The organism is Pseudoalteromonas arctica A 37-1-2 (assembly GCF_000238395.3).
Taxonomy (GTDB): Bacteria; Pseudomonadota; Gammaproteobacteria; order Enterobacterales; family Alteromonadaceae; genus Pseudoalteromonas; species Pseudoalteromonas arctica.
The window spans coordinates 2,449,381-2,467,360 of record NZ_CP011025.1 but is presented as its reverse complement, the minus strand read 5'-3'; the positions used below and the strand labels follow the sequence as shown (position 1 = coordinate 2,467,360).

The window sequence follows — 17,980 nt, the reverse complement described above, 5'->3', positions numbered from 1 at the left end:
AAATAAAACAAGTACAATAAAGGCGCCGAAAGGCGCTTTTTTTATGCGTAGTATGGAGAGAAGTATGGCGATTATTCGTTGCCCAAAATGTGCAAAATCAATTTCAGATAAACATAAGCAATGTCCGCATTGCGAAAGCAACATTGCAGAGCTAAACGACGAGCAAGTTTTGCAACTTCAGCGCGAACAGCGAATTAAAAAAAAGCAGATGTTTATAAATCACTCCTTTTTGGCGCTTATCTTATTTTTAGGTGGTTTTTTCTGTTTGTACTTTTTACAACCGCAAGAAAAAACGCTTCAGTGGTATGCTTATACTGCGGCTATTGGCGTAGGGTGTATTTGGTATCTTATAAACCGAATTGTTTTAGTGACTCTAAAAAAGAAAAAATGACATGAATATCGACAATCTTGTACAAAATATTACTCCCGAATTATTCGAACGCTTACAATACGGTGCATCAACTGGCAAATGGCCAGACGGTACCGTTTTATCAGACGAGCAAAAGCAACAAACAGTGCAGTTGGTTATGTTGTATCAAGCAAAAGTGGCTCAATCAAACGAGCAATTTACGATTGGTGCTAATGGTGAAATGATCCAAAAGACAAAAGCTCAACTACAAAAAGAATTTAAATCAGACAACGAAATAGCTAGGTTTAGTGAACATGATCTTTAAGCACCTTTTTACACCGAAATGGAAACACCCTAAGCAACAAGTACGTCTTGATGCTATCGAAAAATTAGACATTGAACGTGATGCAACCATATTAAACACGTTAGCACTTGAAGACAGCTCAGCTGAAATACGCCGCAAAGCACTACAAAAAGTAAACGAGTTACCACTTTGGTGGAAAGCGTATAAACAAGATCAAGCATTAAAAGATATAGCAGAGCTTCAAATATCTAATGCTGTTTTAAATAGCGAAAGTGCACTAACACCGCAAATTAAAAACGAATACATAGAGCGTTTTGCACCCGTTAAAACACTCGAAAAGTTAGCGTTTGCAGAAAAAGAACTGCAAGTACGCGTTAAATTATTAAAACGTTTAGCAAATCCAAAACTAGTAGAAAAAGCATTTAAAGAAGGTAGCGAAGAGCTACAAACTCAATTAGTTGAACTTGTTATTACCCATCAATTAATTAAGCCATTAGTAAAGCATGCAAAGGATGGTGCAAAAGCAGCACTTGAAACGCATATTGAAAATGAGCGTTTAGCAATAGAAATGCCACTGCAGGTTGAAAGTGCAACACGTGTTATTTTAGCTAAGTTAAATGCTTTACGTGAAAAAACAGATTTTGGTGTTGTAAATCCACAAGCCGGCGAATTAATGGCCCAGTGGCAAGCACTTGAGCTCAAATGGCTAAGTGATGAGCGTGTTAAGCTTCTTGACGAAAAATATATTTCGATTACCACTAAGTTAGATGCACACATTGAACAGCTAAAAGCGATACACGACAAAGAGCAGCAAAAATTAGCGCTACAACAGCGCCAATTGCTAGCGCTTGCAACTGTTGAAGCGTTAAGTGAAGAAATAGAAAACGCCTTACAGCTAGGCCTTGAAACACCAGAGCAAATTCAACAAGATTGGCTTGATGCAAAAGTAGCGCAAGCTAAGCAAGCTATTAGCGAAACAGAACTTGCTAATAATACGCAATCTAAACTGGCTGTAAGCAAGTTAGAAAAGCTATTTACTCAAGTTGCTAAATTACCTGAGCTAACAACGGCTATTAAAGAGTACAAACTCGCTTTTGCAGCATTATGCGAAATTAAGCCAGCAGAAGATTTAGCGCAATACGATGCAACTCTAACTGAATTTAATAATGGTTTTAAAGCAGCGCGTAGTCATTTAAATATTTTAGATGGTGCACTGCAAAGTACCTTTAAAACACAGTTAAATACGCATAAAAAGCAATTTTTAGCACCAATGAGTGAGCTAGTTAAGCCACTTGAAAAAAACCAAAGCCAAGCAAAACGCAAAGCTCGTGATGTTAAACGCCTAATTGAAGAAGGTCGTTTTAATGTTGCCTTTGGCGTGTTTAAAGGGTTTGAAGAGTTATTTAATACACTCACTGAGCAATATCAACAGCCGCTTGTAAATATTAAAGCGGAACTTGAAGCGCAACTTGCAGATGCTAAAGATTGGCAAAAATACGCTGCAGCACCAAAGCGTGAAGCTTTATTAGAAGAAGTAAGTGTATTAGTAAGTGAAGAGTGTACTGACCCACAACAACGTGCAGAGCAAGTAAAAGTGCTACGCAAACGTTGGAATGAGTTAGGTCGCTTAGATACAGATGAAGAAAAGCAACAAGGCGTACAGTTTGATGAAAAAATCGAGCTGTTATTTGCACCTTGTCGTAGTTACTTTGCAGAGCAAGAAGTACAACGCGAAGCGTCAAAAGCACAACGCGAAAGTATTATTAGCGACATGCACGCGCTTCATTTACAGCCTACGGCTGAGGATGACTTTGATTGGAAGCAATATGAAAGCCAATACAATCGTTTAAACAAAGCGTGGCGCAGTGTAGGTAAAGTTGACCCTAAAACATACCGTACACTAAACGATCGTTATAAAAGCGAGCAACAACAAGTGCTGGCTTTATTAAGCGCATTTCACAAAAGTAATGCCGTACTTAAAAATGAATTAGTAGAAAAAGCGCAGCAATTATCACAAAGCGATGATTTAGCCGCTGCGTGCCAAGAGTTGAAGCAAATGCAGCAGCAATGGCAAACAATTGGTTTTGCAGGTTTAAAAGCTGAAAATGCGTTATGGCAAAAATTTCGTCAATTTAACGATGAAACATTTACTAAACGTAGTAGTGAATTTGAGCAGCAAAAACTTGATCAAAATGAGTCAGATAAACAAGCAGTTGCAGAACTTGCTGAGCTTGAAGCAGCACTTAGCGATGTAAATCAAAGAGCACAGTTGCACGACCTAGAAACAAAAGTGAAAGGGTACACGCAATTTAGATCGTTAGGGCCAAAAGTTACTAAGCTACTAGCAGCTATTGACGATAAACTTGCATTGCTTACAAGCAAATCAGAGCAAGCTAATCTAGATGCGTTAATTACAGCACTTGAAAACAATGAAGCGTTACCAAGTCAGTATCAAGCACCACTTAAAACAGCATTAAATACAGAGCAACTTATTACGCGCATGGAAATATTAGCGAACGTAAGTTCAACCGATAAGTCACTTAGAATGGCAGAGCAAGTAGCCATGTTAGATGACAAACATCGTGGCGAACATGCTGATTTAAACTATTATTTAAAACAGTTATTAGCGCTCAGTGACGGTTCAGTTGAACCTGACACACTAACGCGACTTAAAGCGACACTTGCAGCTTAATACACTAGGGCGTGTTGACCTTTCGTGGTTGAATTTGCAGCAGACTGTTTGGTATTTAGGCAAGGCAGAGTCTATGTAGTGTGGTTATTCCCCATAAATAGGCGATAACGCAGCATAAATGCCAAACATGCGCTGCCCTTTGGGTTCTTTCTAGGGACGATTAACTCTTTGTTGCTCGGTTTTGACTTAGCCCGCTAGGTTACAAACCTCACGCCGCGATTAAATCGACCCTAGATTGAACAAATTTCAATCCACAAAGGTCAACACGCCCTAGAACCAGCATAATATGTGCTGGTTACTATTTTACTAAGCCGCTTTAATAGCGGCTTTTTTATGTACCACTAATTTATAAACAAAAGGGTTCTCATGAGAATTTTAGTTATAATTGCAGCGTTATTTTTAACTGCCTGTAATACCACGCAAGGCATATCAGTATATTCATTTACTAACTCTGAGGTTGAGTCTGTACTGGGTAAGCAATTACCAAAGTTAAGTGAAAAAGTAAGCTTAATGGGTTTGCCGGTTCAGTTTGATGTAAACGACTTAAGTGTAAATATTGGACCTGATAACCGCGATGTTGTTGTTCTTGGTGCCGATTCAAGCGCTGAAATTAATGCATTCGCACTTAAATACCCAGTGCGTTTAAAGCTACAAATTGAAGGTAGCCCATTCTACGACAGTGAGAAAAAAGCAGTGTTTTTACGTAATATTAAATTACTTGATTCGAGTGTTGATGCCGGTGGTTTCAAAGGTAATTTAGGTGCACTTGATAGCCAAGCTATGGATGTTATTAATGCTTTTTTAGCGGTTAACCCTGTTTATACTCTAAATATGGACGACCCTAAAATGATGCTACTCAGTAAACTTCCACTTGATATGAAAGTGGTTGAAGGTGCAATTAAGCTAGTACCTCGTCTATAAGTAGATCTACCTACTTACAATATACGTATTAATTAGCCTGACTTTCAGGCTAATTAGGTTTTAATATTATGGCGGCTCCTCGTACTGTTCCCACTTCTCGGCTTTCTCGCTTTGCAAAATTAGGCTCACTTGCCACAGGTGTTGCTACCAACATGTTAGTTGATGGCGCTAAGAGCGCGCTAACCGGTAAAGGTTGGGACAATAAAAGCTTGCTACTACAACCTAAAAATATTGAAAAACTAGCCACACAGCTATCTCATTTACGTGGCGCAGCAATGAAGCTCGGGCAATTACTTTCAATGGATGCCGGTGATTTACTTAGTCCTGAATTGGCTCAGTTACTTGCTTTACTGCGCTCGGACGCGAATCCAATGCCTCATAAGCAGCTTGTTGAGGTGTTAAAAGAGCAATGGGGGGATGAGTGGCTAGCGCGCTTTTCTCATATTGAGTTAAGGCCTTTTGCAGCGGCTTCTATAGGGCAAGTTCATTTAGCTTATAGAGAAAATGGCGATCAGCTTGCTGTTAAAATTCAATATCCTGGTATTGCAAAAAGTGTAGTAAGTGATGTAGATAACGTTATTTCTTTATTAACGATTTCTCGATTATTGCCAAAAGATCTTAATATTAAACCACTTATTAGTGAGGCTAAAGCGCAGTTATTAGCCGAGGCTGATTATAAGCGGGAGGCTCAGTACTTAATACGTTATAAAAATGCACTAGCAAGTAATCCCCACTTTAAAGTGCCTAACGTATATCCAGAGCACAGTACACAACAAGTACTTACTATGGAATATATAAAAGCAGAGCCCATTGAGAGCATTACAGAGCTACCTGATAGTCAAAAAAGCTTTGTTGCAGAGCAACTGATTGATTTGTTTTTTAAAGAAATGTTTGAATTTAAATTAATTCAAACCGACCCTAACTTTGCCAACTTTCATTATCAGCTTGATACACAAAAAATTGTTTTATTTGATTTTGGTGCAACGCGAGAAATATCAACCGAGCTTAGCCGCGCTTATTTAGCTTTATTTAAAGCGGGTAGTGAAAACAACAGAGAAGGTGTACTTAGAGCGGCTTCACACATTGGTTATTTTAAAGATGACTTAGTTGATGAGTATAAAAACAACGTCATTGATTTATTTTTAATGGCGTGCGAGCCACTGAGAGCAGAAGGGGAGTTTGATTTTAAAAATAGCGAACTAGCGCTCAAAATTAAAAATGCAGGGCTTGCCCTCAGTGCACAATCTCAGCAATGGCATACACCGCCCGTTGATGCGCTATTTATTCACCGAAAACTTGCAGGACTTTACTTAATTGCCGCAAGGCTAGGTGCAAAAATAGATGTAAAAACGCTATTTCAGCACTATTTATAGCGTTTTAATTTACACGTAAGTGCATTTTAAGTAATGAGTGCACTCAGCGTATAAAATTGCCATAATGCTCGCGATATTTCGCGAGGTGCATTTATGATAAAACAATTTTTAAACGATCCTAAATTATTGCTAAACGCAGTAGGTGAGGGCATATACGGTTTTGACCTGTCGGGTAATGCGGTGTTTGTTAATCCTGCCGCTGAGCGCATGACAGGCTGGCGAGCAGACGAGTTATTAGGTAAAAAAATACACCAATATCATCACCATACTCATGCTGATGGCACACCTTATCCCGCTGATGAATGCCAAATTTACTGCACCATGTTTGACGGAAAGCGTCGTGAAGTTAAAAATGAAGTTTTTTGGCGTAAAGACGGTAGCTCATTTGCAGTGGAATACACCTCAACACCTGTTTATAAAAATGATGAGTTAATTGGTGCTGTAGCGGTATTTCGCGACATATCACTGCAACAGCAAACACAAAATGCACTGCAAGAGGCACTTGAGCAAGTAAAGCATTTAAGTGAGCAGCTAAAAGATGAAAACAACTACTTAATTGCAGAACTTAACGAAGATTGGCAAGACTCAGGGCTAGTTGGACAAAGTCATATATTTCAAACCATGTTAGATCAAATAAAACTGGTGAGTGAAACCGACAGCACAGTGCTTATACTTGGCGAAAATGGCACGGGTAAAGAATTAGTAGCTCGTAATTTGTATCGACTAAGCAAGCGTAGCGAACAAGCTTTTATAAAAGTAAATTGCGCTGCATTTACCCCAAGTTTGCTAGAATCGGAACTGTTTGGACATGAAAAAGGCGCGTTTACAGGTGCTAATGAACGTCGTAAAGGGCGCTTTGAGCTTGCTGATAAAGGCACCTTGTTTTTAGATGAAATAGCAGAGCTTCCACTTGAGGCGCAAAGTAAATTATTGAGAGTCCTTCAAGAACAAGAGTTTGAACGTGTAGGTGGCAGCAATACGCTAAAAGTAAACATTAGAGTAATTGCAGCGACTAATCGCGACCTGTGGGAAATGGTACAAAAAGGCACGTTTAGAATTGATTTGTATTATCGGCTTAATGTCTTTCCTATAAAAGTACCCGCTCTTAAAAATCGAAAAGAGGATATTCCTTATTTGTGCGCTAATTTAATTGCGCAGCTAAATAAACGACTGGGTAAACATTTAAAAGGGCTAAGTAAAAAAGCAATTACGCAGCTGCAAGCCTACGATTGGCCAGGCAATATTAGAGAGCTGCAAAACGTACTTGAACGCGAAGCTATTTTATCTAATCAGGCTGTACTACAGCTAAGTCAGCCTTTGCAAGCGGGTGGTGAAGTAGTTATTAACCCTTCACTTACGCTTGATGAGGCCCAAAAGCAGCATATAACCTCTGTTCTCGCGTTATCGCACTGGCAAATATCGGGTGATAAAGGGGCAGCAGTTAAATTGGGCTTACCTGAAAGTACACTACGCTCAAAAATGCGAAAGTTAGGGATTGCTAAAAATTCGTGATATATCGCGCAGTGCGTTTAATATCGCGAATTTTATTTTACTTCGTTGAAATAAACTGTTTAATATCAATGATGTAAATAAATTTTCAGCTTGGTCTGAAAGTTGCAAATACTTGCATAATACCCGTCATTATGAAGCAAGTACTATGAAGTTTGATATTAAAGAAGAAGACATGATCATTAAGCCCTATAACACCGAAGGGCCAATTTATATCCGCGAGCAAAAAGGATTTTTTCAGCGCATACGCCGTAATTTAGGTTGGCTGTTAATGCTAACTTTTATTGCAATACCGTGGATCCAATATAACGGACAACAAGCTGTGCTGCTTGATGTGGCAACGCAAACTTTTACTATTTTTGGTCTAACACTCCTTCCTCAAGATTTTATGATTTTAGCCCTACTATTTATGGTGGGGGCTTTTGCATTATTTTTTGTAACTAACTGGCTTGGTCGGGTTTGGTGTGGTTATACGTGCCCGCAAACTATATGGATGCTCATGTTTTCGTGGGTAGAGCAACGCATAGAAGGCACTCGAAATCAGCGAATTAAATTAGATAAATCACAGTGGACGCTAAGCACTTGGCGTAAAAAAATAACTAAGCACAGTGCATGGATTGTTATTTCAGTTTTAACCGCCACCTCGTTTATGGCATATTTTATTCCGGCAAAAAGTTTGTATATGGAAATGCTTACGTTTGAGTGGTCAGGTATAACGAGCTTTTGGGTGTTTTTATTCGCTTTTTGTACTTATGGCAATGCGGGGTTTTTACGCGAAAAAATGTGCACAATTGCTTGCCCTTATTCTCGTTTTCAGGCTGTTATGTTTGATAAAGATACGTTACTTGTTACATATGATAGCGAGCGAGGTGAAAGCCGAGGACCACGTAAACGCAAAGCTGATCCAAAAGAGCTTAACTTAGGTGACTGTGTAGACTGTAACTTATGTGTAGAGGTATGCCCTGCAGGAATAGACATTCGAAATGGGTTGCAATATGAATGTATAAACTGTGGCTTATGTATTGATGCCTGCGACGATACCATGGAAAAATTTGGTTACGAAAAAGGCTTAATTAAATACGCTAGCGAAAAACAAATGGAAGGTAAAAAAACCAATCCATTTAGGTTAAAGCTAGTAGGGTACGGCGCATTAACGGCTTTGTTAATCATTTCGATGTTTGCATGGATGCTGCAACGTACACCAATAGAAGCCTCAGTACTACGCGATAGGAATGCGCTTTATAGAGTTAACTACGAGGGCCTTGTAGAAAACCCTTATACACTTACTATTATTAATAAAACGCAGCAAGCACTGCATTACAGTATTGCCATAGAGGGTTTACCAGGAGCAACGCTCTCAAGTCCGAGATCTACGCTTGTACAACCGGGTGCGATGAAAAGAGTCCCCGTTACTGTAACAGCCGATGGTTACAATATTGAGCGTAAAGTGAGTAAGTTACAATTTATTGTAACAGCGCAAGAAAACGGCAGCATTACGATAACCAAAGATAGTCAGTTTTACAAAAACTAAGATTGATAAAGCAAGGTCAATTATTTTATATCAGTTGGCCTTGCTTACTTTTTAAGTTGTGAGAAACAAACTGTTTAGCGCTATCTAAATCGGTAAATATGCACTCACTAAAATTAACGTTTCTTTTTGCACACTCTAAAATGCGCTTCATTTGATTTATAGCGATAGCTGATGTGAGTACAAACGCGCTACTTAGGCAGTTGTTTGCTTTCATTAAATGGCTAATATCTATCATTTCTTTTTCTGCCTCAGGCGTTGCAGCCAAAACATCAAAAGAATCACTAATATAGGCCCAAGGCTGATTTTTGAGTGACTTTATTTTTTCGCATAGTTCAATTTTAAACGCACGAAGAAGCCCTGAGGTGATGTATCCCGAAAAGTGAGCGATAACAACGTTATTTTCAGTATAGAGGCTTACCTGTCCATATTTGTTTTTAAACCCCAATGTATACTCCTTGAATTTGAGGGAAGGCTAACCTTATACCTTTAAATCCAACAAAACCAGTTCTTTTGGGTTGTTTTTTGTTATCAGGTTGTTTCTTTTTTTGCGGGTACTTAATTTAATGAGTACCCGCTCTTGAACAGTGGTTAATCTTTTGTAGAGGTTGTAATGTAATTTAGCGCGCTCGTTATAACGGCTACTTGTGCCAAAATACATTCTTCATCGGTGGCTGTTGGGCTATCTGGGTACACTTCTGTAGTAGTTACATAGGGTGCATCAGTAAAGCCCATACATAAACCTAAATCGCGTGCTGCATAGTTAATCACGCCAAATTGCTCTTGAGGTACGCCTATTAGCTGGTTATTTTCATCGCTCGGTGCAATATGAGTTACCTTTGCAACGCTTTCTATAATGACTTTTTGAAACTCCGGCTCAGGCTTTTTGGTATCTGCAACTAAATAAAACCCGTCAGGTATGTTCCAGTTAGTATTTGTAGTGCCTTCACGCGCAGCGAGTGCGGGTCTAAATTCACTGTTATCGCTATCTGTTGTTTCGTGTAAATCAATATGAGCGATTAAGTCAGTACCTAATGATTTTATAAACGCCATAATAGCGGCTGATTCTTGAGCTGGGCTTCCCTCGTAAAATGAGCGATTAGGATCAATAGCGTCTGGGTTCCAGCGGTTTATAGTCTCATATCCCCAAGGGCTAATGCAGGGGGCAACAATAATATTAAACTGTTCGCAATATTGCATAGCCGATGTTTTAGCAAACCTAAGTGCGCCATGTACGCCACTGGTTTCGTAGCCATGTACACCACCGGTGATTAAAACAGTTGGTTTATTAGCATTAAAGTTAGGCGTTTTTAATATATATAATGGGTAAGTGCCAGCGGTGTAATTAAGCTCGCCGTATTGCTCTATATTTAAGGTGCCTTTAAGGTCATTAATTAGCGTTACGACTTCGTTTTGGTAACTGCGTTTAATGTTTTGGCGTTTTAACCACTGGGCTTTATCGTTGTTATTCCATTTTTTGCCAGGTGTGCCAATAGGGTATGTGCTGTTAGTCATAATAAACCTTTATATCAATTGTTATTAGCTCTCCTATAAATAAGGAGGGCAATTACAATTGGTAGAGTTACTTAATAAAGGCGTAGCTTAACGCTGAGTAAATTAGCGTGCAAATTAAAACGTTAAAGTCATATTTTTTATAGCGCGCGATTGCTGGGATTTAATATAGCTTTGGTTTGCGTATTCACCCGAAATACTACCGAATCGATCGCGTTTCACACTAATTGTTAAATCACACGTTTTACTTTTATCTACTTGCGAGCTGCTAAACATATCTAAACTTTGCAGATTTATTTCAAGGCGCGAAGTGTTAAGCGCAAAAAGCGTTGATTGTAAAAGAGTTTCATTATTATTGTTAGTACAGCTACTGCTAAGTTCTACTTGGCTAGTACTATTAGGGTCAGTGCCATCTAGCTGAACTGTAAGGGGACTATTAATATCAAAATTTTGATTGTTACTCGGGGTTAAAATAATAAAATTTAAAGGCAACTCCACGCTCGAATTAGCATTTATGCCATCGTCCCGTTTAAATTTTATATCAAACTGTTGGTTATCGTCAGTGGCATTTATATACGCTTGGTAATCAACGTCTAAAAAGTCGGTATCTTTTGTAAGTACAATAGCAGTGCTATTAACAACAGCTTGTAATGAGTCGCTATCGCTTAAAACAATGTTAGAGCCATTAGCATCGCCTGCATTTAGTTCTGCGTTAACACGCGTGCGGTTACCGTCAGAAACTAGTTCAAAACCTGCCCAAATACCTTGTGTTTTTACTAAATCCGACTCTGTTTCTGACGTGCAAGCGCATAATGCTAAAATTAAAGCCGTTGTGGTAATGCATTTTTTAAGCATGTTAGCTCCTTTAAACCACTTAATTAGGCTGTAAATAATTGTTTAATTGGGGATATACCTAACAATTATATGAAGTGTAAGTTTGTATATGTGCATTGTTACACAACAAGCTATCTATAAATGTTTAAATTTGTTAATGGTTGTAAATAAAGTATTAACCACCAGGTTTAAAAACTAACTTACCAATGAAATTGTTTGCTAAGTAAACATCGATTTAGCGCTAAATGTATTACAAAAGAGTATGTTACAATTAAGGTAAAGCATATCTTCATATTGAGTATTATGGCGCAGTATATTGCTACTCCAAGTTGGCTAGGCCGTTTTTTTACCCGTATTAAACACGTAGCTATTGAACAAGAGCGCCTTGTTGTGCATTTTAGAGGTGCTCCCGCACGGACATTTTTAATTAAAGACTTTTATAATTATTCAATACTTAAAAATCGTTTATTTAGCGCCAAAATTAATTTGTGCGACAGTAGTAATACATCAATTAGCTTTTTAAACAAATCACAAGCGAACGCTTTAAATACGGCCCTTAACACGCGGTTTTCAGCCCTGCTTGAGCAAAAGGTAAATAACGCAAAGATTTCGCTCAAGCGCTATGCTTTAGATGAGTTTTTACGTGATAGTTCCATAAAAACACTTAATAATGATGTGTTTTTGCTTACCAAGCAGTACGCTAAAAGTACAAGTGTGTGGCAACAGCACTTATCGCCAAGTAGTATTAAATTTTTAAATATACTGAGCACTACACCCAATACTCACGATGCAATTGCACAGTTGCGCCATAAATATGAAAAAAAACAACTAACTCTTAAAAATGACTTTTTTAATCAAGTAGAGTCAAATCCATTAACAACAGAGCAGCGCTTAGCGGTAATACGCGATAACGATAAAAATTTAGTATTAGCAGCAGCAGGCACAGGTAAAACATCTGTGATGGTAGCAAAGTCTTTAGATTTAATAGCATGCAATATTGCCAAGCCTGAGCAAATTTTGGTGCTGGCCTATAATAAAACAGCAGCAAATGAGCTTAAAGAGCGCTTTATTAAACGCGCCACGCATGCAAAATTGCACACCAAAGCACCCATTATTTTAACGTTTCATGCGCTTGGGCTTAAATTACTACAAAGTGCTAAAAAGCCAATCGAGTTGTCAAAATTTGCAACTGACCCAGTTCAATTAAATAGTTGGTTAACTGGGTGGGTAAGTAAAAAAATACAAACCGAGCCACAGTTCTTAAAAGCATTTGTAGATTTACTCCATGAGCCGATTGATATATTTAGCTTTAAAGATAATGCACAGTACGAGCGGTACGTACGCGATAACGAATACCGTAGCCTTGCGGGTCATAAAGTAAAAAGTTATCAGGAAGTGCTTATTTCAAACTGGCTGCATTTGAATTGCGTACCGCACAGTTATGAGGTGAATTATCACTTTAGCCAAGGCGCAGAGCTAAGTGGGCAATACCAACCAGACTTTTATATACCTCAATATGATATTTACCTAGAGCACTTTGGCATTGATAGGCAAGGGAATACACGTGCCGATATAGATAAAAAACACTATAACGAGCAAATTGCATTTAAGCGCAAACTGCATAAACAAAATGGCACCACCTTACTCGAAACCTTTCATTACAACTGGGTAGAAGGAAAGCTAGAGCAAACCCTCGCAAAGCAATTAAAGCAGCATAATGTTGAATTAACACCTTTAAGTAACGACGAAATATTTCATACTTTAAATAACTCAGGGCAGTTACAGCAAGGCATTGATAAGTACATAAAATGTTTACAAGCTATTCGAGTGGAGCAACTAAATAATAAGCAAATAGCACAGCGCATTAAGCAAAGTGGTATTAAAAATTACCAGCAATATACAAACTTGTTAGTGCAAATTCATGATGCTTATATAAATGAACTAAACGCGCAAAGTACCATTGATTTTGACGACATGATTATTCAAGCAACAAAGGCGATAGTAAGCGGAGATTTTAATATTGTGTGGAGCCACATTTTAGTTGATGAGTTTCAAGATATATCAAGCGCGCGTATGGCTTTCATAAATGCCATATTAAAACATGGTAACGGAATACGCTTTACTGCGGTTGGTGATGACTGGCAAGCAATTTATCGGTTCTCGGGTGGTAATTTAGCGCTTACTACACGCTTTAATGAATTAGTGGGCAGCCACTCACTTACTATGTTGCAAAAAACATTTAGATATAACAATAGTATTAGTGATGTAGCAGGGCGTTTTGTAATGCAAAACCCTGAGCAATATAAAAAGCAGATCAGCACACATACACAAGTAACCACACCACAAGTTATTTTATTAGACGATTTATACCAAGGTACTAAATCGATAGAAATGAAAGTACAACAGAGCATAAGCACTATTCAAAAAAATGATGCATCAGCGAGCATTGCCATACTTAGTCGATATAGATACATGTTAAATAGCGTGCAGCAGCATTTAAAAGATAAAAAGCATACAAACTCTCTTTATTTTTGGACATTGCATAGTGCCAAAGGGCTTGAAGCCGATTACTGTATTATTATTGGTTTTGAACAAGGTAAATTAGGGTTTCCTAGCGATAATCAAAATAATGTGCTGGTGGAGGCGTTATTACCAGAGCAAGATGAATTCACTCACTCAGAGGAAAGGCGTTTGCTTTATGTAGGTATTACTCGCGCTAAACATAAAGCGTATTTAATTGCAGACCCTTATGCATGCTCAGCGTTTGTAAAAGAATTAGTAAATGACAATTATCCCATTCAAATCGCTTCAACGTTGTTTAATAAGTCGCAACTAAAGCAAAGAGAGTGTAGTACGTGCAGCGACGGTTTAATAGTGCCAAAAACGGGTCAATATGGTGATTATTATAGTTGTACTAATACGCAAATTTGCGAAACTAAATTACGAGTGTGTAAAAGCTGTAGTGGCCCATCGATTGATAAAAACACGTACTCACAATGTGTGAATACAGAGTGTAAAATGCAGCACCCAATTTGTGAAAAGTGTGGTCGCGAAATGCGTAAACGCAAATCTAAGCACGGTGAATTTTTAGGGTGCAGTGGTTTCGCTCTTAAAGAAGATAACTGTAAAAACACTCGAAAAATGATTGTTTAACGACTAACAGGTAGGTTTACACTTGTCTATTTTATAGAACTATGTAAATAGAAATTACATTCATTAGATTGATTTTAACAAGCTATCAATGTCTAATAGAAGAATGAGCTTTAACTGTTGTTTATTATGCATTTTTTCAATAGATTCTTTTTATTAAATGACCATTATTCAGCCCCTGGTCAGGTTGCTAATTGGCGAATAAGTGCACTGCGCATTATTCTATCATTAGTAATGGTGTTATGTTTTGCTGTGGCGTGCCACACGTACACAAGCGCTATTGAATTTAACTTAATTTATATTGTTGTATTAACAAGCAGTTTTCTTGCTACTGCATGTGGTTTACTTATAGCAAGTAAGCGTTTTTATCACTTTAGCGCTCATGCACTTTTAATAGCCATTGTAGCTGCTAGCGTGTCAATGAACTTATTTTTAACAGACCTAGAGCTTGCTAAAGTGGGCTCTATGTATATGTATTCCTGCCCGATAATAGCACTTATGCTACTTGGTTATAGAACAGCCCTTGCTTATGGCGTATTAAATATTGCGCCGTTTTATATGATCATCAATAACGTTGATGTCTCGGGTTTAACCGGCATAGCTCAACAACTTCCCGACGCTGACTTATACATTACAGGGCTTATATTTTTATTTTTTAACATTTGTATTCCCCTTGCTGTGGCGCGCACAATTGTGGCTGCTAAGCGTTTAAACAAAACAATGATAAGCGCTAATACACACCTTAAAGATAAAAATGAGCTTTATCGAAGCCTGTTCACCGAATCAAATAAAGCTAAAATTATTGTTGACGAAAATCTTGTCATTACTGATTTTAATCAACATGCTATTGATATGTTTGGTATAAAAAAAGAGTTAAAAGAAGGAAGCGTTAATCTTTCTCATTTATTTCCGGCCTTAGTTTTTGACGACTCTAATGCTCAAAATAAAATTGTGAAGTACAAAAAAAGTTATTTTAAAGCCAGTTATCAGCAAATAACAATGAGTACAAACTACCGTGTATATGACTTTTACGATTGCACGCAAGAGCAGCTCATTAAACAAAATTTATCGATGATGGAACAAGAAAATAAACGTTTACGCTTTAGAGACTCGCAAACAAAACTACCTAATAGAGAATGGTTTGAGCTGCAATGCGACAGATTAACAAGCAAATACCAAAAAGGTTTTTATATCGTTGTTACCCAAAGTGCAAATAGTGAATACTTAAATTTGAAGCTCACTAAAGCCGACTCTCAAGCATTACTTATTAACGCGTACAAGCGTTTAAAAGCGATGCCAGATGGGCCGCTGTTGTGTGCTCATATAGGAGTAGGAAAGCTTGCTTTTATAATTGGCGCAAACTCGCAAAACGAGCTAGAAGATAAGCTATTGATGCAAATAAAAAATACATTAGATAAAACATATAATGTATTTGGCACTAAGTGTCAGCAATCATTTTTATTTGGTTTTGCAAAGTATCCTGATCATGGAAAAAACAGCACAACAGTACTTAGTAATGCATGCGAAGCACTTAAACTAGCAAATTGTAATATGCCCCTTAGTGGTTATAACGAAAAACAATCACAAGCTTTTATTGAAAAATACGAAATTTCAATGTTATTAGATGAAGCGCTTCAGCAGGGCGATTTGTCGGTGCACTATCAACCTAAAGTAGATGCAACGGGTCAATGTATAGGGCTTGAAGCCTTAGCGCGTTGGAACAGTCCAATACTGGGTAATGTGTCGCCAGTGGTATTTATTCCTATTGCCGAAGAATACAGAATGGTTAGTCGGTTAACCGACCTGATTATTCAAAAGGTGTGCGCTCAAATTGCCGATTGGACCAAGGCGGGTTTACCGAGTGTGCCGGTGGCAATAAATATATCTCTAATTGATTTTAGCCAAACCGATTTTATGTCAAAACTGGTTAAATACCTTGCCGACTTTAACGTAAAGCCACCTCAAATAGAGTTAGAACTGACTGAAACCTCTCTTGAGGCAAACCAAGCGCATTCGCTAAAGCTTATGCAAACGCTGCAATCGTGGGGTTTTACTATTTCGGTCGATGATTTTGGGGTCGGTTATTCTAATATTGCACGCCTTGCCGATTACCCTATTAACAAGCTCAAGTTAGATCGCTCATTAATAAGCCAAGTAACGAGCTCTACGCGTCAAAAAAGTTTAGTTAAAGCGGTGCACGTTATGTGTGAAGAGCTTGATATTAAGTGTGTAGCCGAAGGAGTAGAAACCCAAGAGCAAGTAGCAATAATGACGCAAATGGGGTGTAAAGAATTTCAGGGTTTTTACTTTGCGAAACCAATGCCAGCCGAAAATTTTGCACAGCATGTTAGTCGCCATGGCTTAGTGTTTAACCCTAAAGAGATGACGGCTCAACTTTAAATGTATTTAGTGGGCACTATATAGAACATATACACCTAAGGTATGTATGTTCTATAAAACTAGCTGGGTTTTATTACCTAATTACAGAGCTGTTGGGCGTTTATGGTTATTTCGCACTGATGAATAGCCTCAGCTCCCCAGTGCTGTATATCTGATTGAGCAGTACAGCCTGCATCTTCAATTAAAGCAGTATTGGCATCACATAAGAGTAGCACTGCGTTATCATCTTGTACGTTCACGATAAGCGTGTATTCCCCAAAGGGTGCAAGTTTGCTTAAATCGTTATTAACAGCAGCTTTTAATAACTCATCAGTTGTAGAGTAGGGTGTTTCACTAAATTTTAATGTGCCATCAACGGCTGTAGCAATATCTTTTAATTGCGAGGCTAAGTCGGCCATCGCTTCTGGATTGTTATTTTTTGAAGTGTAGCAACCGCTAAGTAATACTATGAGGCTTATACAAAGTAAGTGTTTCATTTTATTTGCTCCATACCGTCATCGTGTTGTGTTCATCGTAGCCTGTATCTAGGTTCCAATTTTTAATTGCACTGTAATCAGTATCTAAAAATACGGCATTGGCAATAATGGTTATGTAGTGCTGAATATTGCTAACGGCAAAGTCAAAAATATCGTTGTAATGCATAGGCTCGTGCGGCGTTTTTAGTTGTTCAATAAAAGTGGAGTCTACTTCGTTTGGGCGAGGATAAAACAAACCTAAATCAGCAGCAACATGGCGTGCACAGGCAAATAATCGATAGCTTTCTTCAACATTATTTACTACAAGCTGAAAACCGTTATGCCATGAATTAAAGTTAGGAGCGTGTTGTGCAGCGTAACTTGGGTGAACCGTTAATAAAGCATGTTGCCAAATTTTTGCAATATCGGTATCAAAATTATCGTCTTTGTTAGTACAAGATCCAATATTTTGTTGCACGCGGTCAGCATAACCTAACTCACCTAAATTTAAACGCTGCCAAATAAATGCATCTTGGTTCATTTCGCAGGTACGGTGCGCCGTTTGATTTTGCTCATACGGGCCTACTTTTAATTCAACAACCGGATGCACTGTTATATCCGCAGCAACATGGGCCATATAACCGCATAACCAAGCAAAACACTTTTCAAATGCTTCACTTTCAAGTGTTTTGCAGTATTCAATCATGGCTTTAAGTAAATCGCCTGTGTGCTCATAGTGCATTAGGTCGGCCCACGCATTTTGGCTAGGCTGCGCTACTGCTAAGTAAGGATAATCGGGGGCTACACAGCCTAGTTCAAGGTATGCTTGGCGTTGGCTCAAAATAAGTTTTGCCTTTTTAGGCATATCCATTTTAGCGAGTGATTTGGTTTGCGTTGCAATATTAACGGCTGTGATGTGCGCAAAAGCACCTGGCATTGTCATATCCTTATGA

14 protein-coding genes are annotated in these 17,980 nt (G+C 38.3%); 9 read left to right on the top strand and 5 right to left on the bottom strand.

What is annotated here, in order from left to right:
• Positions 1–64: 64 nt before the first annotated feature.
• From PARC_RS11035 to ccoG, 7 genes are all read left to right on the top strand, one after another.
• On the top strand, positions 65–391 hold the full coding sequence (locus PARC_RS11035) for a hypothetical protein (RefSeq protein WP_007580349.1): 327 nt from the start codon (positions 65–67) through the stop codon (positions 389–391).
• 1 nt (position 392) lies between these two features.
• Entirely contained in the window at positions 393–674 is a 282-nt protein-coding gene (locus PARC_RS11030) for a YeaC family protein (RefSeq protein ID WP_007378333.1), read from the top strand.
• On the top strand, positions 664–3,345 hold the full coding sequence (locus PARC_RS11025; protein WP_010554017.1) for a DUF349 domain-containing protein: 2,682 nt from the start codon (positions 664–666) through the stop codon (positions 3,343–3,345). The genes PARC_RS11030 and PARC_RS11025 overlap by 11 nt, the downstream gene beginning before the upstream one ends.
• A gap of 366 nt (positions 3,346–3,711) precedes the next feature.
• Positions 3,712–4,266: a YceB family lipoprotein gene (locus tag PARC_RS11020; protein ID WP_002960677.1), complete on the top strand. Its 555-nt coding sequence runs from the start codon at positions 3,712–3,714 to the stop codon at positions 4,264–4,266.
• A 68-nt stretch (positions 4,267–4,334) separates the two neighbouring features.
• Positions 4,335–5,639, top strand: coding sequence for an ABC1 kinase family protein (locus PARC_RS11015; RefSeq protein ID WP_010554018.1), 1,305 nt, complete (start codon positions 4,335–4,337; stop codon positions 5,637–5,639).
• Positions 5,640–5,732: 93 nt separating this feature from the next.
• A complete protein-coding gene (locus tag PARC_RS11010) occupies positions 5,733–7,151 on the top strand; it encodes a sigma-54 interaction domain-containing protein (RefSeq protein ID WP_010554019.1) in 1,419 nt (472 codons plus the stop codon).
• 145 nt (positions 7,152–7,296) lie between these two features.
• Complete coding sequence (gene ccoG / locus PARC_RS11005) at positions 7,297–8,679, top strand: cytochrome c oxidase accessory protein CcoG (protein ID WP_010554020.1); 1,383 nt, start codon at positions 7,297–7,299, stop codon at positions 8,677–8,679.
• Between the two features lie 25 nt (positions 8,680–8,704).
• On the opposite strand, the gene PARC_RS11000 is transcribed toward ccoG, so the two are convergent.
• The 3 genes from PARC_RS11000 to PARC_RS10990 form a co-directional block, all read right to left on the bottom strand.
• Positions 8,705–9,124 carry a hypothetical protein gene (locus PARC_RS11000; protein ID WP_010554021.1) on the bottom strand — a complete coding sequence of 140 codons (420 nt, stop codon included), beginning with the start codon at positions 9,122–9,124 and terminating at the stop codon, positions 8,705–8,707.
• Between the two features lie 143 nt (positions 9,125–9,267).
• Complete coding sequence (locus tag PARC_RS10995; RefSeq protein ID WP_010554022.1) at positions 9,268–10,191, bottom strand: M14 family metallopeptidase; 924 nt, start codon at positions 10,189–10,191, stop codon at positions 9,268–9,270.
• Between the two features lie 114 nt (positions 10,192–10,305).
• On the bottom strand, positions 10,306–11,043 hold the full coding sequence (locus PARC_RS10990) for a hypothetical protein (protein WP_010554023.1): 738 nt from the start codon (positions 11,041–11,043) through the stop codon (positions 10,306–10,308).
• A gap of 282 nt (positions 11,044–11,325) precedes the next feature.
• Between PARC_RS10990 and PARC_RS10985 the strand changes: the two genes are divergently transcribed.
• Complete coding sequence (locus PARC_RS10985) at positions 11,326–14,175, top strand: UvrD-helicase domain-containing protein (RefSeq protein WP_010554024.1); 2,850 nt, start codon at positions 11,326–11,328, stop codon at positions 14,173–14,175.
• Between the two features lie 126 nt (positions 14,176–14,301).
• Positions 14,302–16,572, top strand: coding sequence for a putative bifunctional diguanylate cyclase/phosphodiesterase (locus tag PARC_RS21680; RefSeq protein ID WP_010554025.1), 2,271 nt, complete (start codon positions 14,302–14,304; stop codon positions 16,570–16,572).
• A 77-nt stretch (positions 16,573–16,649) separates the two neighbouring features.
• Here the strand turns inward: PARC_RS21680 and PARC_RS10975 are convergent, their stop codons facing one another.
• Both PARC_RS10975 and PARC_RS10970 read right to left on the bottom strand, forming a co-directional pair.
• On the bottom strand, positions 16,650–17,048 hold the full coding sequence (locus PARC_RS10975; RefSeq protein ID WP_010554026.1) for a hypothetical protein: 399 nt from the start codon (positions 17,046–17,048) through the stop codon (positions 16,650–16,652).
• A 1-nt stretch (position 17,049) separates the two neighbouring features.
• Positions 17,050–17,964 (bottom strand): zinc dependent phospholipase C family protein, encoded by a 915-nt coding sequence (locus tag PARC_RS10970; RefSeq protein WP_010554027.1) that lies wholly within the window; start codon positions 17,962–17,964, stop codon positions 17,050–17,052.
• Between the last annotated feature and the right edge of the window lie 16 nt (positions 17,965–17,980).

Bases quoted from the DNA above. Each gene is read 5' to 3' on its own strand.
- PARC_RS11035 (WP_007580349.1), top strand. From the start codon at position 65: ATGGCGATTATTCGTTGCCCAAAATGTGCAAAATCAATTTCAGATAAA.
- PARC_RS11030 (WP_007378333.1), top strand. From the start codon at position 393: ATGAATATCGACAATCTTGTACAAAATATTACTCCCGAATTATTCGAA.
- PARC_RS11025 (WP_010554017.1), top strand. From the start codon at position 664: ATGATCTTTAAGCACCTTTTTACACCGAAATGGAAACACCCTAAGCAA.
- PARC_RS11020 (WP_002960677.1), top strand. From the start codon at position 3,712: ATGAGAATTTTAGTTATAATTGCAGCGTTATTTTTAACTGCCTGTAAT.
- PARC_RS11015 (WP_010554018.1), top strand. From the start codon at position 4,335: ATGGCGGCTCCTCGTACTGTTCCCACTTCTCGGCTTTCTCGCTTTGCA.
- PARC_RS11010 (WP_010554019.1), top strand. From the start codon at position 5,733: ATGATAAAACAATTTTTAAACGATCCTAAATTATTGCTAAACGCAGTA.
- ccoG (WP_010554020.1), top strand. From the start codon at position 7,297: ATGAAGTTTGATATTAAAGAAGAAGACATGATCATTAAGCCCTATAAC.
- PARC_RS10995 (WP_010554022.1), bottom strand. From the start codon at position 10,191: ATGACTAACAGCACATACCCTATTGGCACACCTGGCAAAAAATGGAAT.
- PARC_RS10990 (WP_010554023.1), bottom strand. From the start codon at position 11,043: ATGCTTAAAAAATGCATTACCACAACGGCTTTAATTTTAGCATTATGC.
- PARC_RS10985 (WP_010554024.1), top strand. From the start codon at position 11,326: ATGGCGCAGTATATTGCTACTCCAAGTTGGCTAGGCCGTTTTTTTACC.
- PARC_RS21680 (WP_010554025.1), top strand. From the start codon at position 14,302: ATGCATTTTTTCAATAGATTCTTTTTATTAAATGACCATTATTCAGCC.
- PARC_RS10975 (WP_010554026.1), bottom strand. From the start codon at position 17,048: ATGAAACACTTACTTTGTATAAGCCTCATAGTATTACTTAGCGGTTGC.
- PARC_RS10970 (WP_010554027.1), bottom strand. From the start codon at position 17,964: ATGCCAGGTGCTTTTGCGCACATCACAGCCGTTAATATTGCAACGCAA.